The sequence below is a fragment of the Actinoplanes sp. NPDC048967 genome (genome assembly GCF_040649415.1).
Taxonomy (GTDB): domain Bacteria; phylum Actinomycetota; class Actinomycetes; order Mycobacteriales; family Micromonosporaceae; genus Actinoplanes.
On record NZ_JBEZFL010000014.1, the window covers coordinates 121,312 to 135,535 of the forward strand.

Sequence of the window (14,224 nt, forward strand, 5' to 3'; positions counted from 1 at the left end):
AAAGAGGCGTTCCGAGTGCCGAAGATGAAGAGCCACACCGGCATGGGCAAGCGGGTGAAGATCACCGGCAAGGGCAAGATCGTGCGTGAGCTGGCCGGCAAGCGCCACCTGCTCGAGGGCAAGTCCTCGCACGTCACCCGCCGGATGACCGGTACGGTCGTGGTCTCCAAGGCCGACACCAAGCGAGTCAAGAAGATGCTGGGCCGCTGACGCGCGCGCCACACTCGTTCCCCTGTTAGGAGTACAGAAATGGCACGCGTCAAGCGGGCAGTGAACGCCCAGAAGAAGCGCCGTACGCTGCTGGAGACTGCCAGTGGCTACCGCGGACAGCGCTCGAGGCTGTACCGCAAGGCCAAGGAGCAGGTGCTGCACTCGATGCAGTACGCGTACCGCGACCGCCGTGACCGCAAGGGCGACTTCCGCCAGCTGTGGATCACGCGCATCAACGCGGGCGCACGGGCCAACGGCCTGACCTACAACCGCCTGATCCAGGGCCTGAAGCTGGCCGGCGTCGAGGTGGACCGCAAGATCCTGGCCGACATGGCCGTCAACGACGCCGCCTCGTTCGCGGCGATCGTCGAGATCGCGCGGGCCGCGGTGGCGGCCGAGGGCACCGGCGGCGCCGCCGCTCAGGCTGCCTGATCGTCAGCACTTTTTCGGGGCGTCTTCCGGGTGACCGGGAGGCGCCCCGATGCTGTTCCCTCCAGGAGGACACGTGACCTTCACTCCCCGCACCCCCAGGGTCGTCGCGGCCCGGCGCCTGCAGCGCCGCCGCGACCGCGACCAGACCGGACGCTTCCTCGCGGAGGGCCCGCAGGCGGTGCGTTCCGCGCTGGCCGCGGGGGTCGTCCTGGAGCTCTTCGGTACGGAAGCAGCGCTGTCCCGGCACGCTGACCTGGCTTCGCAGGCGCCCGTGGTGTCCCCGGTGACCGACGACGGCCTCGCGGCGCTGGCTGAGACTGTCCAGCCGCAGGGACTGGTGGCTGTGTGCGAGCAGTTGGACGTGCCGCTGGCCGAAGCATTGTCGAAGGGCCCCCGCCTGGTGGCCGTGGCCGCTGAGATCCGCGACCCCGGAAATGCGGGGACGATCCTGCGCACGGCCGATGCCGCCGGTGCGGCCGCGGTGATCTTCGCGGGTGAGGCGGTTGATCCTTACAACGGCAAGTGTGTGCGGGCCTCGGCGGGCAGTCTCTTCAACGTGGACGTGGTCCGGGCGCCGCTGGGGGTGGTCGACGAACTGCGGGACTTCGGGATGCAGGTGCTGGCCACGACCGGCTACGGCGAGGATGACCTGGACTCTCTGCTTGACGATGGCTCCCTGGCTGGGCCGACGGCCTGGTTGTTCGGGTCGGAGGCTCATGGTTTGCCGGAGGATCTGGTGAAGGCGGCCGACAGGCGGGTGCGGATCCCGATTTATGGCGGCGCGGAGAGTCTGAATCTGGCGGCGGCTGCGGCGGTTTGTCTCTACGCGTCGGCCCGTGCGCATCGCCGTCCGGCTGGCGGCCACGGTGTGGCGGTTTAGCCGGCTGACCGCGGGTTTCTGCGGAGCCGCGTAGCCGGGTGGCCGCGCTACAGCGTGATCGCGTAGACGAGAACCGAGCCACCGATGACTGCGTCCACGACGCCGCACCATTCCGCGAATGCTCGGGGGACCACCTCGTTCCGGCGGAAGTGCCAGTAGTCCCAGCCCGCGTGCGCGAGCCACCCCAGCCCCACCAGCCAGACGCTCAGCACCGGTCCGGCGAGGACCGCGGCCAGGAGGAGCCCCAGATACACCGCCATCGCCGCCACCTGCCGGATCAGGACAGCCCGCGGGCGCAACGTGCGCCGCACCGCTCCGATGGTGAGGTAGGCGAACGCCAGTACCAGCAGCTTCCACGGCGCGAGCGCGGCAGGCTCGACGAGCATGTCCACCGTGATCAGCAACGCCAGCGCGGTCGGCCAGCGGGCCAGCAGGCCGGTCCTCGGCTCGTGGACGTGCCCGCCGGCGTAGTCGTCGGCGCGCTGGAGCATCGCCAGCGCCATGGCCGGCAGCATCAGGAGGTGGCCGCCGAGGAGCACTGCCGGGCCCGGTATCAGACCTGCCCACCAGGGGATGAGCAGGACCAGGAAGGGTGCGTACATCGCCGTGGTCATCTCGGCGATCGCGGCGCGGGAGTGACCCCGGTAGCCCATCCAGACCGCCATCGCGACCGACATCGTGGTGGCCGTCCACAGCGCCGACACGTCCACCCGGGACGGTGTCCAGAACGGGCCCAGGGCCGCCATGCCGACGACCATCGCGGCGAGCATCTCCAGCAGGTGCCGGGCGAAGGGCCAGGGGCGGGTTCGTACCGCTGAGATTGTCATGCCAGCAGCCTCGGCCTAACCGTGCGCAACCGGCACCGTCGCCGGCGCACCCACCAACCATGAACTTTTCATGGGTCGTCCGTGCGTCTCCCGCGCCTAGCATCAGCGCATGCACAGACAGATGCGACGAGCCCGGGTCGTCACCCTGGTCGTGCTGGCTACCAACGGCTCGATGGCGTTGTTCCTGCCGGCTGTCGGCCTCTGGCGCGAGCCTGAGACGTTCCGGATCTTTCTCGGCGCGATCGGCATCCTGCTGTTCTCGGTCGCCCAGGGTTTCGTCTTGCACGCCCTCGTCACGCCGTGGCTCAGTCCACGGGCCCGCCGCGGCGCCTTGCTGGGCCTCGCCACCGCGTCCGTCGCGTCCGTGCCGCTGGTCGGTCCCACCGGCGGCACCTGGCCGAGCTGGGCCTGGCTGGCTGCTTGCATCATCGGGGTCCTGCCGGTGATCACCGGCAGATGGACGGCGCTGGCGCTCAGCGCCGTCACGGCGGCGGTCGCGGTGTTGACCACGCCGGGCTCGGTCCGGGACGCACTGATCATCTCGGTCGGCTTCGGTGCCGGCATAGCAGCGATCAACGCCGTGCAGGTCTGGTTCTGGGAGCTGCTGATGCAGGCCGAGCAGGGCCGGGCAGCGCAGTCCCAGCTGGCCGCCGGCGAGGAACGGTTGCGGTTCGCTCGGGACGTGCACGATTCGCTGGGCCACCACCTGTCGGTGATCGCGCTCAAGGCGGAGCTGGCCGAGCGACTCGCCCCGGTGGACCCGCCGCGGGCCGCCCGGGAGGCAGCGGAGGTGCGCGGGCTCGCCACGTCAGCTCTGACCGAGCTGCGTGAGGTCGTGCACGGCTACCGCCAGGTCGACCTGCGCGAGCAACTGACCGCCATAGAGCAGGTCCTGGTGTCCTCCGGGGTGCGCTGCACGGTGCAGGCACCCGACGGCGTCCTACCTCCGCCGGTCTCCGCGCCGCTCGCCGCCGTGCTGCGCGAGGCCTCCACGAACGTGCTGCGGCACAGCCGGGCGGCGTGGTGCACGATCGACATCGTCCGGGTCGGGCCGGAGTTCATGATGACCGTGGTCAACGACGGCGCCGGCGACGCCGCGCCTGACCGGCACAGTCACGGCCTGCACGGCCTGGCGGAACGGCTGGCCGAGTCCGGTGGCGTACTGCGGACCAGAGCGGCGGACGGCCGGTTCACGGTCGAGGCCGTCGTCCGCTCGGCGCCATGATCCGGCTGCTGCTCGCCGACGACGAGGAACTGATCCGCGTCGCCGTGGCCGCGCTGCTCGACCTCGAAGCCGATCTGGACGTGGTGGCCCACGCCGCGGACGGCCACGAGGCAGTGAAGTCAGCGCTGCAACACCGCCCCGACGTGGCAGTCGTGGACCTCCAGATGCCCCGGGACGGCATCGAGGTCACCGCCGAGCTCACCCGCGTCCTGCCGTCCTGCGCGGTGGTCATCCTCACCGGGCACGCGCGGCCCGCCCAGGTGCAGCGCGCCCTGGCCGCCGGCGCGAAGGGCTTCCTGCCCAAGGGCTGCAAGGGCGGCACGCTCGCCGACGTGATCAGGCGTGTGCACAGCGGCGGCCGGTACGTGGACCCCGGGCTCGCCGCGGACGCCCTCAGCATGCCGGAGTGCCCGCTGACCCAGCGCGAGCTCGACGTGCTGCGCTCCGCCGAGCCTGACGTGCCGGTGTCGCTGATCGCCCGCCGCCTGCACCTGTCGCCCGGGACGGTCCGCAACCACCTGACCGCGATCCTGGCCAAGCTCCGCGTGGGCAGCCGCACCGAGGCCGTAACCGCCGCTCGAGACAACGGCTGGCTATGACGTCCGCAGCCGCGCCGAGGCCGCCGCCCCGTGGGTCGAAACCCCAGTCGCGCGGGACAAAGTGCCGCTCCGCAATACCGGGTTGGCTACGGCGGTATGCTGTGTCTCATGCGCCGAGTGCACCCGATGATGTTTACCCAGCCCGCTGGTCGCGGGCGCCGGGTCTGACACTCCTGCGCGACTTCCCCTGACCGGCGGGCTGCGGCCCAGCCGCGCCTCCGTACACTGCCCGATGGCTCATCCGGTGTGAGGGAGTTCGCCCGACCATGTCCTACCGCAACGATCCGTACGATCCGAAGCAGGCCGTCCTGCTCGCCCCCGAGGCTCTCGAGGCCGCCGTCGCCGAGGCGGAGAAGGCGTTCGCCGGTGCGGGTGATCTTGACGCGCTCGGCACCCTGAAGTCTGCGCATCTCGGCGACCGTTCGCCCGTGTCGCTGGCCCGGCGGGAGATCGGTTCACTGCCGCCGCACGCCAAGTCGGAGGCCGGCAAGCGTGTCAACGTGGCCCGGCAGTCGATCCAGAGTGCGTTCGACGCGCGGCTCGCCGAGCTGGAGCTCGAGCGGGCCGCCCGGGTTCTGGTGGAGGAGCGCGTCGACGTCTCCCTGCCCTGGGACCGGGCCCCGCGTGGCGCCCGGCATCCGTTGACCACGCTGATGGAGCACATGGGCGACCTGTTCGTCGGCATGGGCTACTCGGTTGTCGACGGGCCGGAGCTGGAGCTCGAATGGGCGAACTTCGACGCGCTCAACATCGGCCCCGACCACCCCGCGCGCGGGCTCATGGACACGTTCTACGTGGATCTGCCCGGGCTGGTCATGCGTACGCACACGTCGCCCGGCCAGGTGCGGACGATGCTGAGCCGCAAGCCCCCCATCTACGTGGTGAGCCCGGGGCGGGCGTACCGCACGGATGAGCTGGACGCCACGCACACTCCGGTGTTCCACCAGATCGAGGGCCTGGTTGTCGACGAGGGCATCACGCTCGCCCACCTCAAGGGCACTCTCGACCATTTCGCCCGGTCGATGTTCGGGCCGGACGCGCGGACCCGGTGGCGGCCGAACTACTTCCCGTTCACCGAGCCGTCGGCGGAGTTCGACGTCTGGTTCGCCCAGCACCGCGACGGCCCGCGTTGGGTCGAGTGGGGTGGCTGCGGCCTGGTGAACCCGCGGGTGCTCACCGCCTGCGGAATCGACCCCGAGCGGTACTCGGGCTTCGCGTTCGGCATGGGGGTCGAGCGCACGCTGATGTTCCGCAACGGGGTCAGCGACATGCGCGACATGGTCGAGGGTGACGTCCGGTTCACCCGCAACTTCGGGATGGCGGTCTGATCATGAAGCTGTCTCTGTCCTGGCTGCGCGAGTACGTGCAGCTGCCGGCGGTGCTGTCCGCCGACGAGCTGGAACGCAAGCTGGTCGGCCTCGGCATCGAGGTGGAGTCCATCGTCGACCAGGCTGCCACCGTCAAGGGCGACCTTGTCGTCGGCCGGGTGCTCGAGATCGAGGAGCTGACCGGTTTCAAGAAGCCGATCCGCTTCACCCGCGTCGACGTCGGTAACCCCGAGCCGCAGGAGATCGTCTGCGGTGCCCGCAACTTCGAGGCAGGCGACCTGGTCGTGGTCATCCTGCCCGGTGGTGAGCTGCCCGGCGGTTTCAAGATCGGTGCGCGGAAGACGTACGGGCGCAACTCCAACGGCATGATCTGTTCCGCGGCCGAGCTCGGGCTCAGCGGTGACCACTCGGGCATCATCGTGCTGCCCGCGAACTCCGCCGTGCCGGGCGTGGACGCGCGGCCGATCGTCGGGCTCGACGACGTCATCATCGACGTGGAGATCACCCCGGACCGCGGGTACGAGATGAGCATCCGGGGCGTGGCCCGCGAGCTGTCGTACGCGTACGCCTCGGCGTACACCGACCCCGCTGCCGTGCCGGCCTCCGGTGCGACCGCCGAGGCGCCGTACCCGATCCGGATCGACGACACGGTCGGCTGCGACCGTTTCGCCGCGCGGGTGGTCCGGGGCATCGACCCGTCCGCGCCGTCGCCGGCGTGGATGCAGCGCCGGCTGATCACCGCCGGGGTGCGGACGATCTCGCTCGCCGTCGACATCACCAACTACCTGATGCTCGAGCTGGGCCAGCCGATGCACGTGTTCGACCTGAACCTGCTGCGCGGTGGCCTGGTCGTGCGCCGGGCCCACCCGGGGGAGAAGCTGACCACTCTGGACGGTGTCGCGCGGGTGCTCGACGCCGAGGACATGGTCATCTGCGACGACTCCGGGCCGATCTCGCTGGCCGCGGTCATGGGCGGCGAGACCAGCGAGGTGCAGCCCGACACGGTCGACGTCCTCCTGGAGGCCGCGCACTGGGACCCGGTGATGGTGGGCCGCACGGCCCGCCGGCACAAGCTGTTCAGCGAGGCGGCGAAGCGCTGGGAGCGGGGCGTCGACCCGCAACTGCCGCTGGTCGCTCTGGACCGGGCGGTCGCCCTGCTCACCGAGCACGCGGGCGGCACCGTGGACGAGCGGGTGCTGGACCTCGACCACGTCGTCCCGCCGGCCCCGGTGCTGCTCGACACGAGCCTCCCGACCCGGCGGATCGGCCTGGCCTACGACACCGAGCAGATCACCACGCTGCTCGGCCAGGTCGGCTGCACCGTCCGCGGGGTCGAGCCCCTCGAGGTCACCCCGCCGTCCTGGCGGCCCGACCTGGTGGCCCCGATCGACCTGGTCGAGGAGGTGGCCCGGCTCGGCGGCTACGACGCCATCCCGAGCATCCTGCCGCCGGTTCGCGGCGGCGGCCGGCTCACCCCCGGCCAACTGCGCCGGCGCACGGTCGGGCGGGCGATGGCCGAGAACGGCTACGTCGAGGTGCTGTCGTACCCGTTCGTGGCGCCCGGCGCGGCGGACGCGTTCGGCCTGGCCGCGGACGACCCGCGCCGCAGCGCGGTGCGGCTCACCAATCCGATGTCCGAGCAGGAGCCGCTGCTGCGCACCTCGCTGCTGGCTCCGCTGCTCGGCACGCTCAAGCGCAATCTCGGCCGCGGCGAGCGCGACCTGGCGCTCTACGAGACCGGTACGGTCTTCCTGCCGCACCTGACGGCCGTCGCGCCGCCGGTGCTCGGGGTGGACCACGGCCCGTCCGACGAGGACTGGGATGCGGCCAACGCCATCGTCCCCGAGCAGCCGTGGCACCTCGCCGCGGTGCTGACCGGGGAGGCGGCACCGGCCGGCTGGTGGGGCGCGGGCCGGCCCGCGACCTGGTCGGACGCGATCGAGGCGGCGCGCATCGCGCTGTCGGCGGCGGGCATGACCCCGGACCGGATCACGGTACGGGCAGCCGAGTACGCCCCGTGGCACCCGGGCCGGTGCGCGGCGATCGCGGTCGACGGCACGGTCATCGGGTACGCGGGCGAGCTGCACCCGGGCGTGATCTCGGCCCTGGAGCTGCCGAAGCGCACCTGCGCGATGGAGCTGGACCTGGACGCGATCCCGGCGGCGCCGGTGATCGAGGCCCAGCGGATCTCCACGTTCCCGCCGGCGCTGATCGACGTGGCGCTGGTGGTGGACCAGGCGGTCCCGGCGGCCGAGGTCGAGGCGGCGCTGACCGAGGGAGCGGGCCCGCTGCTGGAGTCGGTGCGGCTCTTCGACGTGTACGCCTCGGAGCAGCTCGGCGCGGGGCTGAAGAGCCTGGCGTACAACCTGACGTTCCGCGCGCCGGACCGGACGCTGACCGTCGAGGAGGCCGTGGCGGCCCGGGACGCGGCCGTGGCACTGGCGTCGTCGCGGGTGGGAGCTGTGCTCCGCGGCGCCTGATCGAGCTGATGACGGCCGGGATCTCCTGCGGGACGTCCCGGCCGCCGAGCCCGGCGAGCGCCGCCAGGATCGCCGGGATCCCGCCGGGCCGGGACCGCCGGGATCCTGAGCCGGGATGGTCGGGACCGCCGGCACCGCCGGGCCGGGATGGCCGGGCCGGGGTTGCCGGCGCCGCCGAGCTGGAACCGCCGGGCCGGGATCGCCGGATGGCCGGGTCGGGACCGCCGGGCCGGGATCGCCGACGCACTCAGCGACGCGGCATGTTCCCGTTCACCAGGCGCCGTGCGGCCGTCCCCGACCACCGGGTCGCGGGCAAACGCGAAGCCGGTCCAGGATGGGGTGGTGGACCGGATCGTTCGTGAGGTGCTGTCGGCCGTCGAACGCCACGACCAGGTGGCGTTGAAGGCGCTGTTGCACCCGTACCTGCACTGGAATGAGCCGCGGATCTCGATCCGGGGCCGGGTCAAGGTGCTCGCCCGGCTGGCCGCCTCACCGGCACCCGTCCCGCCGGCGTCTTACGAGCTGCGGGACGGGCAGATCTACCGCTGGAACGGCGGCTGATCCGTCACCGCGGTCACTGCTCGGTGAGGCGGGCGGCGTGCGCGGTCTCCTCCGGGGCGACCTCGCCCCGGGCGGAGGACGTCAGGGACCAGAAGGACGCCGTACCGTCCGGGCCGGCGAAGGCTCCCGCGGCCAGTGCCGCGTCGATCAGGCCGCGGACCTGCTGCTCGCGGTCCGGCTCCGTCGCGAACAGGACGTGGACCCGGACCTCGCCGTCGACGCGCACGGCGGCGGTGTGGTGCGCGGCCACCGGGCAGGGTGGTTCATGCTCCCAGTGACCGCACAGGGCCGTCGTGACCGCGCCGCCCGGTGCCCGCAGGTCGGCCTCCGGGCCCATCATCAGCACGGCGTCATGGGCGAACGCGCGCCGTGTCATCGGATGATCTCGGTCGGGGTGCCGGCGGGTGGCGGCGCGGTGTCGTGGGTGAACGCGTGGCGTGTCATCGGATGATCTCGGTCGGGGTGCCGGCGGGTGGCGGCACAGCGTCGTGGGTGAACGCGTGGCGTGTCATCCGACGATCTCGACCGGGGTGCCGGCCGGCGGATGACCGAAGAGCTGGGCCGCGTTCCCGCCGCGGGCCAGCAGCTCGTAGCACATCCTCATGTCCCCGCCGGTGCCGCTCGGCCAGCCGGAACTGCCCGGCGCGAACGACACCTGCCCGGCCGGTACGGCGAACACGCCGTCGCTGACCACGGCCTCGGCCTCCGCATCGCCGATGCGTACCCGGACGGTCGTGCCCGTTTCGGCCGGCGCCTCGAACCAGCTGGTCTTCAGGTTGCCGTAGCCGTCGGTGTAGACGACTGTGCGCCGTGGCGCCGGGCCGATCGGGACCACGTCGCCGAGCAGGTCGTCGTCGCCGCGGACCAGGCCCGCCACCGCTGCCGGGAACACGTCTCGGGAGCGGAACTGCGAGCCCGCGTCGGCGACCTTGACCGCGTGCAGCGGCACGCCTTCGTCGGCGAGGAACGACAGGCTGGCCCCGGAGTCCACGCCGACGACCAGCACGCCGGACGGCAGCCGCGCGGCGACCAGTCGTTCCCCGGCGTTGTCCTCGCGTGGCTGCTCCTCGTCCTGGCGGGGTGCCACGTTGGCGTAGATCACCCGGTCGGCGGGCCCGGACCCGAAGGCCAGCTGGGCCACGCAGAAGCCGGCACCGACCGTGTCGAACGGCGGCACCGACAGGGCTTCCACCCGAGCCTCGGGCAGCAGCTCCGCGAACGTCTGACGGACCTCGGCGAACGCCAGGTCCCCGGTGCCGTAGTCGGCCACCACGGTGATGAGCATGCCCTGAGCCTAAGGACAACCGGCCGGATCCGCCGCGGATCGGGGTGTCATCGGCCGGTGAGGAACGAGACCGCCTCGGTCAGGGCCAGGTCGGTCAGGACCGGGTCGTGCCGGGCGCCGACGTCGCGCATGAACGCGTGTTCGCCGCCCTGGTAGATGTGCAGTTCGAGGTCGTCCTGGCCGGCCGCGTACAGGGCGGACAGGATCTCGGCCCGGGCGCCGGCGGGTACGTGCGGGTCCTGGGAGCCGAAGACGATCATCAGCCGGCCCTGGATGTCGGCGGCGCGGGCGAGGGATCCCGCGTCGGCGTCGGCGCCCAGCGCGCCGTTGTGCAGGCCGGTCGGGTAGAAGCACACGGTGGCGGCCACCCGCGGGTCGAAGGCGGCGCGGAACGCGAGGTGACCGCCGATGCAGAAGCCGGTCGCGAACAGCGTCGTGACGTCGGTGCGCTGTTCCAGGAAGTCGAGCACGGCGATCCGGTCCTCGTCGAACTGGCCGGTGGTGGTCGCGGCCGCCCCGGCCAGGCCGGCCTGCTTGCCCGCGTCGTCGAACTCCAGGACCACGCCGGCCAGCTCGCCGCGGGGGTAGATCTCCGGTACGCAGACGACAAAGCCGGCCGAGGCCAGGCGCCGGGCGGTGCGCAGCGTCGACTCGGTCAACTGGAAGATGTCGGTGTGGAGCAGCACGCCCGGCCACGGGCCGTCGCCCACCGGAGTGATGAGCACCGAGCGGATCTCGTAGCCGGACGCCGCTACCCGTACCTCGTCCTCATGCAGCTTCATGCCGAATGACCCTACTGGCACCCGACCGCCGGGCCGCGTCAGTCGATGGTGTGGCCGCCGTTGACCGTCAGACGTTCCCCGGTCATGAAGCGGGCGGCGTCGCTCGCCACGAAGGCCACCACGTCGGCGATGTCCTCCGGCTTGCCCAGCCGGCCCAGCGGCACGTCCCGGACGTAACCGGCGCTGTCCTCGGCCGTCACCACGCCGTGGCGCTCGACCGGGATCCAGCCCGGCGCCACCACGTTCACCGTGACGCCGTACGGGCCCAGCTCGCGCGCCCACGTCCGGGCCAGGCCGATCTGAGCGCCCTTCGCCGCGTTGTACGCGGAAGCGCCCGGCAGGGCTCGCTCGAACGAGTCGGAGCCGATGTGGATGAAGCGGCCCGAACCCAGCTCACGCATGCCGGGCAGGGTGGCCTGGAGCAGCAGGGTCGGGCTCTTGACGAAGAAGACCAGCTGATCCAGGTGGGCCTGCCAGGAGACCTCGGCGGCCGGGGCGAGCGGCTGCGGGCCGGTCGCGTTGGCCACCACCACCTGTACGGCGCCGAGCTCGGTGGTGATCGCGGTGGCCAGCGCGGCGACCTCGGCCTCGTCCGTGACATCCGCGCCGAACGCGGCGGCCCGGCCCCCGGCGGCGACGATGTCGGCGACCACCTTCTCCGCGCCCGCCCGGTCGGAGCGGTAGTTCACGGCGACGGGCCAGCCGTCGGCGGCGAGGCGCCGGGCGATCTGGGCGCCCAGACCTCGTGAGGCGCCGGTGACCAGGGCGCTGCCCGAGATCGTCAACTCATTCTCCCGTCGTACCGTCGAGCAGTTCGCGCACCGCGTCGGCGTGACCCGCGTGCCGGGCCGTCTCGTTGATCAAGTGGATGAGGACGAAGCGTAGATCCGTGCCGTCGCCGGCCCGTGACGGCGTACCCAGGTCTCCCAGCTCCCGGACCGCGGCGTCCGTCGCCGCGGCGCGCTCGCGGTACGCCCGGATCGCGGCCTCGATCGTCAGTTCCGGGCCGGGGAAGTATTCGTCGGCGCTCTTGCCGGTCGGCCGGCCGAGCATCTCGCCGTCGATCCAGCGCCACTCGACGTGGGTGAGATGGTTGACCAGGCCGAGCAGCGGCAGCAGCCGGCCGTCCGGCCGCCACCGGGCCTGCTCGTCGGTGATGCCGCCGGCCTTGCGCAGCACCGCCCCGCGCAGGCACGCCAGCCAGCGCAGAAAGAGCTCCGGCTCGTCGGGTGTGCCGGTGGGGAAGCCGCTCACATGAGCCCGCCGGCGACCGTCAGCTCCTGGCCGGTGAACTCGCCGGTCAGCATCGGCATCGCCCGGGCGATCGCGGCGCGGGTCTCGGGCAGCTGCAGCGAGGCCGCGTGGTGGTCCTTGCTCGCCCAGACCTCGTTGACCCAGATCAGGTCCGGGTCGGTCTCGGACACGCCCACCACGTAGAGCCGGCAGCCCACCTCACGCAGCCCGTCCACGCCGCTGAGCAGGATCTGCACCACGTCGTCGCGGTGGCCCGCCGTTGTGCGCATGGTCGCGAGATAGCCGTACGACACGCTGTTCCTCCCGGTCCCGGGGCACGGAGGTGCCCGCGGGCGACATTACGCCGCCGGGGTTGCGGGGCTCAGCCGGCCGGCAGCGGGGCCGCCACCGGGCTGCGGTGACCGTCGCGGTCCACGGCGCGCACGCCGAAGAAGACGTTGTCCTTGGACAGGTCGATCGTCACCGTGGTCACGTCGCCCACCGCCAGCACATTCGTCCAGTCCGGGGCGGTGGTCTCGCGCCAGACCACCTCGTAGCCGGTCAGATCGGGGCTCGTGCCGCGCTGCCAGCGCAGCGTCGTCTCGTTGGTCAGCTGGGTGGTGTCGATCACCACGCCCTTCGGCGTGCCCGGGGCCTGGGCGAGCGACCACAGGGCGGCCGCGTTCACCCGGGCCACCCGCGCGATGTACTTGAAATCGCAGAACTCGACCAGGTCGCCGTACTGGATCCCGTTCTCGACGCGGACGTCCTGGTGCTCGTGCGCGAAGTTCTCCCGCGGCTCGGTGAGGCGGGCCGCCGGATAGCCGCGCAGCAGGAACGAGATGTGGTCGCTGCCGCGCAGGTAGCGGTCGCGGCGCCAGATGACGCGGACCTTCATGCCGGTCTGCGGATTCTCCGCCACGTCCCGGACGAAGCGGCCCAGCTGGCGCGACGGTCCGTCGTTCTCGCCGCCGACCGACTTGCGGACGGTGGCCTCGGCGGCCGTCTCGGCGGTGGGCACGCCCTCGACGAACAGCCGGACCGTGCGCGGATCCGGCGACGAGCCGTCGTGCGCGTCGCCGGTGCCGACGATGTCGTTGCTGAACATGGCCTGCACGTCGGTCCCGGCGTTCTTGAACTGCTGAGCCAGGTAGTCGGAGCCGTACAGGCCCTGCTCCTCGGCCGCGACGGCGGCGAAGACGACGGTGGCCTCGGTGTGCCGGGTCGCCATCACCCGGGCCAGCTCCATGATCGCCGCCACGCCGGACGCGTCGTCGTCGGCGCCCGGGGCGTCGCTGGTGGCGTCCAGCACGTCGGTGGCCCGGGAGTCGTAGTGGCCGGTCACGACGTACACCCGGTCGGGATCGGTGTCGCCGCGCAGCGTGGCGACGACGTTGGTGATCCGGGTCGGCACCGGGACGCGCGGGGAGACCGGCTGGATGAACGACTGCAGCTCGACGGTCATCCGGCCGCCGGAAGCGGCGGCGTAGGTGGTGAGCTGCTCGAAGATCCAGTCCCGGGCCGCGCCGATGCCGCGCGCCGGGTCGTCCTGCGCGGACAGCGTGTGCCGGGTGCCGAACGCGGCGAGCCGGGTGACGATGGCGCCGATCCTGTTCGGGTCGATCTCCCGCAGCAGCGCCCGCAGCTGTCTGTCCGGTGACTGCCCGTGCGCGCCCCGCCCACCGGCATGGGCGGCCCGGGCGCCGAGGACCGGCGTCGCCGCGACGGCCGCGGAGGCCGTCAGGAACGCGCGCCGCGACGAGATGGGCTTTTCGCGGTGATCCGTCATACCCCAGCATCGTCGTCCACCCCGGAGCAGATGTCCATGCTCATCGATGTCAGATGTCGACTCTTGACCTTCAGTCGGCTTGAGGTTCTAGCGTCACGACGTGGTGATGAAAACGTATGCGGAGACGGAACTCGCGGCGCAGCCGATCGGCTACTGGACCGGCGCGGCGTACCGGGCGGTCGTCGGGCGGATCCGCGCGGAGCTGACGGTGGAGCAGCTCACCCAGCCGCACTGGTGGATCTTGAACCATGTGGCGGGCGCGCCGGGCACGTGGGAGCGCAACGGTCTGACGGGGCGGCTGCAACGCTTCGACGACCAGGAGACGAATTTCGCGGCCGTCTTCGACGACCTGGAGGGGCGCGGGTGGGTGCTGCGGGCTGCGGACGGGTCGCTGACGCTGAGCGAGGCGGGGGAGCAGGGCCGCCTGCGGGCCCGGGAGCGCAACATGCGGGCCCATGAGGAGATGCACCAGGGCATAACCCCGCAGGAGTACGCGGCCACGCTGACGGTCCTGCGCCGGGTGATCGACAACCTGGGCGGGGACAGCGACCTGCCTTAGGTGTGGAAGTCGGCCGCGGCCACGGCATGCACCC

The 14,224-nt window shown here is 72.0% G+C and carries 17 protein-coding genes; 9 read left to right on the plus strand and 8 right to left on the minus strand.

Annotated features, from left to right (window positions below; all coding sequences use genetic code 11):
* The first annotated feature begins 15 nt into the window (after positions 1-15).
* The 3 genes from rpmI (at position 16) to AB0C12_RS40880 (ending at position 1,522) form a co-directional block, all read left to right on the plus strand.
* A complete protein-coding gene (rpmI, locus tag AB0C12_RS40870) occupies positions 16-210 on the plus strand; it encodes a 50S ribosomal protein L35 (protein WP_360556238.1) in 195 nt (64 codons plus the stop codon).
* A gap of 39 nt (positions 211-249) precedes the next feature.
* Positions 250-642: a 50S ribosomal protein L20 gene (rplT, locus tag AB0C12_RS40875; protein WP_184991627.1), complete on the plus strand. Its 393-nt coding sequence runs from the start codon at positions 250-252 to the stop codon at positions 640-642.
* Between the two features lie 73 nt (positions 643-715).
* The gene (locus AB0C12_RS40880; RefSeq protein ID WP_360556240.1) at positions 716-1,522 is read left to right on the plus strand and encodes an RNA methyltransferase; all 807 of its coding nucleotides are present in this window, start codon (positions 716-718) and stop codon (positions 1,520-1,522) included.
* Positions 1,523-1,569: 47 nt separating this feature from the next.
* On the opposite strand, the gene AB0C12_RS40885 is transcribed toward AB0C12_RS40880, so the two are convergent.
* A complete protein-coding gene (locus AB0C12_RS40885; protein ID WP_360556241.1) occupies positions 1,570-2,349 on the minus strand; it encodes a hypothetical protein in 780 nt (259 codons plus the stop codon).
* A gap of 109 nt (positions 2,350-2,458) precedes the next feature.
* Between AB0C12_RS40885 and AB0C12_RS40890 the strand changes: the two genes are divergently transcribed.
* From AB0C12_RS40890 to AB0C12_RS40910, 5 genes are all read left to right on the plus strand, one after another.
* On the plus strand, positions 2,459-3,574 hold the full coding sequence (locus tag AB0C12_RS40890; RefSeq protein WP_360556243.1) for a histidine kinase: 1,116 nt from the start codon (positions 2,459-2,461) through the stop codon (positions 3,572-3,574).
* Positions 3,571-4,173: a response regulator transcription factor gene (locus AB0C12_RS40895; RefSeq protein ID WP_360556245.1), complete on the plus strand. Its 603-nt coding sequence runs from the start codon at positions 3,571-3,573 to the stop codon at positions 4,171-4,173. The genes AB0C12_RS40890 and AB0C12_RS40895 overlap by 4 nt, the downstream gene beginning before the upstream one ends.
* Before the next feature lie 266 nt (positions 4,174-4,439).
* Positions 4,440-5,501: a phenylalanine--tRNA ligase subunit alpha gene (pheS, locus tag AB0C12_RS40900; protein WP_360556246.1), complete on the plus strand. Its 1,062-nt coding sequence runs from the start codon at positions 4,440-4,442 to the stop codon at positions 5,499-5,501.
* A 2-nt stretch (positions 5,502-5,503) separates the two neighbouring features.
* On the plus strand, positions 5,504-7,981 hold the full coding sequence (gene pheT, locus AB0C12_RS40905; protein ID WP_360556248.1) for a phenylalanine--tRNA ligase subunit beta: 2,478 nt from the start codon (positions 5,504-5,506) through the stop codon (positions 7,979-7,981).
* A 342-nt stretch (positions 7,982-8,323) separates the two neighbouring features.
* Positions 8,324-8,542, plus strand: a complete 219-nt coding sequence (locus AB0C12_RS40910) for a nuclear transport factor 2 family protein (protein ID WP_360556250.1) — start codon at positions 8,324-8,326, stop codon at positions 8,540-8,542.
* 13 nt (positions 8,543-8,555) lie between these two features.
* Here AB0C12_RS40910 and AB0C12_RS40915 read toward each other — a convergent pair whose 3' ends face one another.
* The 7 genes from AB0C12_RS40915 to AB0C12_RS40945 form a co-directional block, all read right to left on the minus strand.
* Positions 8,556-8,918 carry a hypothetical protein gene (locus tag AB0C12_RS40915; RefSeq protein ID WP_360556251.1) on the minus strand — a complete coding sequence of 121 codons (363 nt, stop codon included), beginning with the start codon at positions 8,916-8,918 and terminating at the stop codon, positions 8,556-8,558.
* Between the two features lie 132 nt (positions 8,919-9,050).
* On the minus strand, positions 9,051-9,827 hold the full coding sequence (locus AB0C12_RS40920; protein WP_360556252.1) for an SAM-dependent chlorinase/fluorinase: 777 nt from the start codon (positions 9,825-9,827) through the stop codon (positions 9,051-9,053).
* A gap of 47 nt (positions 9,828-9,874) precedes the next feature.
* Positions 9,875-10,609, minus strand: coding sequence for a dienelactone hydrolase family protein (locus tag AB0C12_RS40925; RefSeq protein ID WP_360556253.1), 735 nt, complete (start codon positions 10,607-10,609; stop codon positions 9,875-9,877).
* Positions 10,610-10,647: 38 nt separating this feature from the next.
* On the minus strand, positions 10,648-11,394 hold the full coding sequence (locus AB0C12_RS40930; RefSeq protein ID WP_360556254.1) for an SDR family oxidoreductase: 747 nt from the start codon (positions 11,392-11,394) through the stop codon (positions 10,648-10,650).
* 1 nt (position 11,395) lies between these two features.
* Positions 11,396-11,863: a DUF664 domain-containing protein gene (locus tag AB0C12_RS40935; protein WP_360556255.1), complete on the minus strand. Its 468-nt coding sequence runs from the start codon at positions 11,861-11,863 to the stop codon at positions 11,396-11,398.
* Positions 11,860-12,156 carry a putative quinol monooxygenase gene (locus AB0C12_RS40940; protein ID WP_360556256.1) on the minus strand — a complete coding sequence of 99 codons (297 nt, stop codon included), beginning with the start codon at positions 12,154-12,156 and terminating at the stop codon, positions 11,860-11,862. The genes AB0C12_RS40935 and AB0C12_RS40940 overlap by 4 nt, the downstream gene beginning before the upstream one ends.
* A 68-nt stretch (positions 12,157-12,224) precedes the next feature.
* Positions 12,225-13,631: a M28 family metallopeptidase gene (locus AB0C12_RS40945; RefSeq protein WP_360556257.1), complete on the minus strand. Its 1,407-nt coding sequence runs from the start codon at positions 13,629-13,631 to the stop codon at positions 12,225-12,227.
* A gap of 100 nt (positions 13,632-13,731) precedes the next feature.
* Here AB0C12_RS40945 and AB0C12_RS40950 point away from each other — a divergent pair, with 100 nt between their 5' ends.
* Positions 13,732-14,190, plus strand: a complete 459-nt coding sequence (locus AB0C12_RS40950) for a MarR family transcriptional regulator (RefSeq protein ID WP_360556259.1) — start codon at positions 13,732-13,734, stop codon at positions 14,188-14,190.
* Positions 14,191-14,224 lie beyond the last annotated feature (34 nt).

Excerpts from the sequence above, each read along its gene's own strand:
- rplT (WP_184991627.1), top strand. The coding sequence starts at position 250 with ATGGCACGCGTCAAGCGGGCAGTGAACGCCCAGAAGAAGCGCCGTACG.
- pheT (WP_360556248.1), top strand. The coding sequence starts at position 5,504 with ATGAAGCTGTCTCTGTCCTGGCTGCGCGAGTACGTGCAGCTGCCGGCG.
- pheS (WP_360556246.1), top strand. The coding sequence starts at position 4,440 with ATGTCCTACCGCAACGATCCGTACGATCCGAAGCAGGCCGTCCTGCTC.
- AB0C12_RS40885 (WP_360556241.1), bottom strand. The coding sequence starts at position 2,349 with ATGACAATCTCAGCGGTACGAACCCGCCCCTGGCCCTTCGCCCGGCAC.
- AB0C12_RS40895 (WP_360556245.1), top strand. The coding sequence starts at position 3,571 with ATGATCCGGCTGCTGCTCGCCGACGACGAGGAACTGATCCGCGTCGCC.
- AB0C12_RS40945 (WP_360556257.1), bottom strand. The coding sequence starts at position 13,631 with ATGACGGATCACCGCGAAAAGCCCATCTCGTCGCGGCGCGCGTTCCTG.
- AB0C12_RS40920 (WP_360556252.1), bottom strand. The coding sequence starts at position 9,827 with ATGCTCATCACCGTGGTGGCCGACTACGGCACCGGGGACCTGGCGTTC.
- AB0C12_RS40915 (WP_360556251.1), bottom strand. The coding sequence starts at position 8,918 with ATGACACGGCGCGCGTTCGCCCATGACGCCGTGCTGATGATGGGCCCG.
- AB0C12_RS40925 (WP_360556253.1), bottom strand. The coding sequence starts at position 10,609 with ATGAAGCTGCATGAGGACGAGGTACGGGTAGCGGCGTCCGGCTACGAG.
- AB0C12_RS40890 (WP_360556243.1), top strand. The coding sequence starts at position 2,459 with ATGCACAGACAGATGCGACGAGCCCGGGTCGTCACCCTGGTCGTGCTG.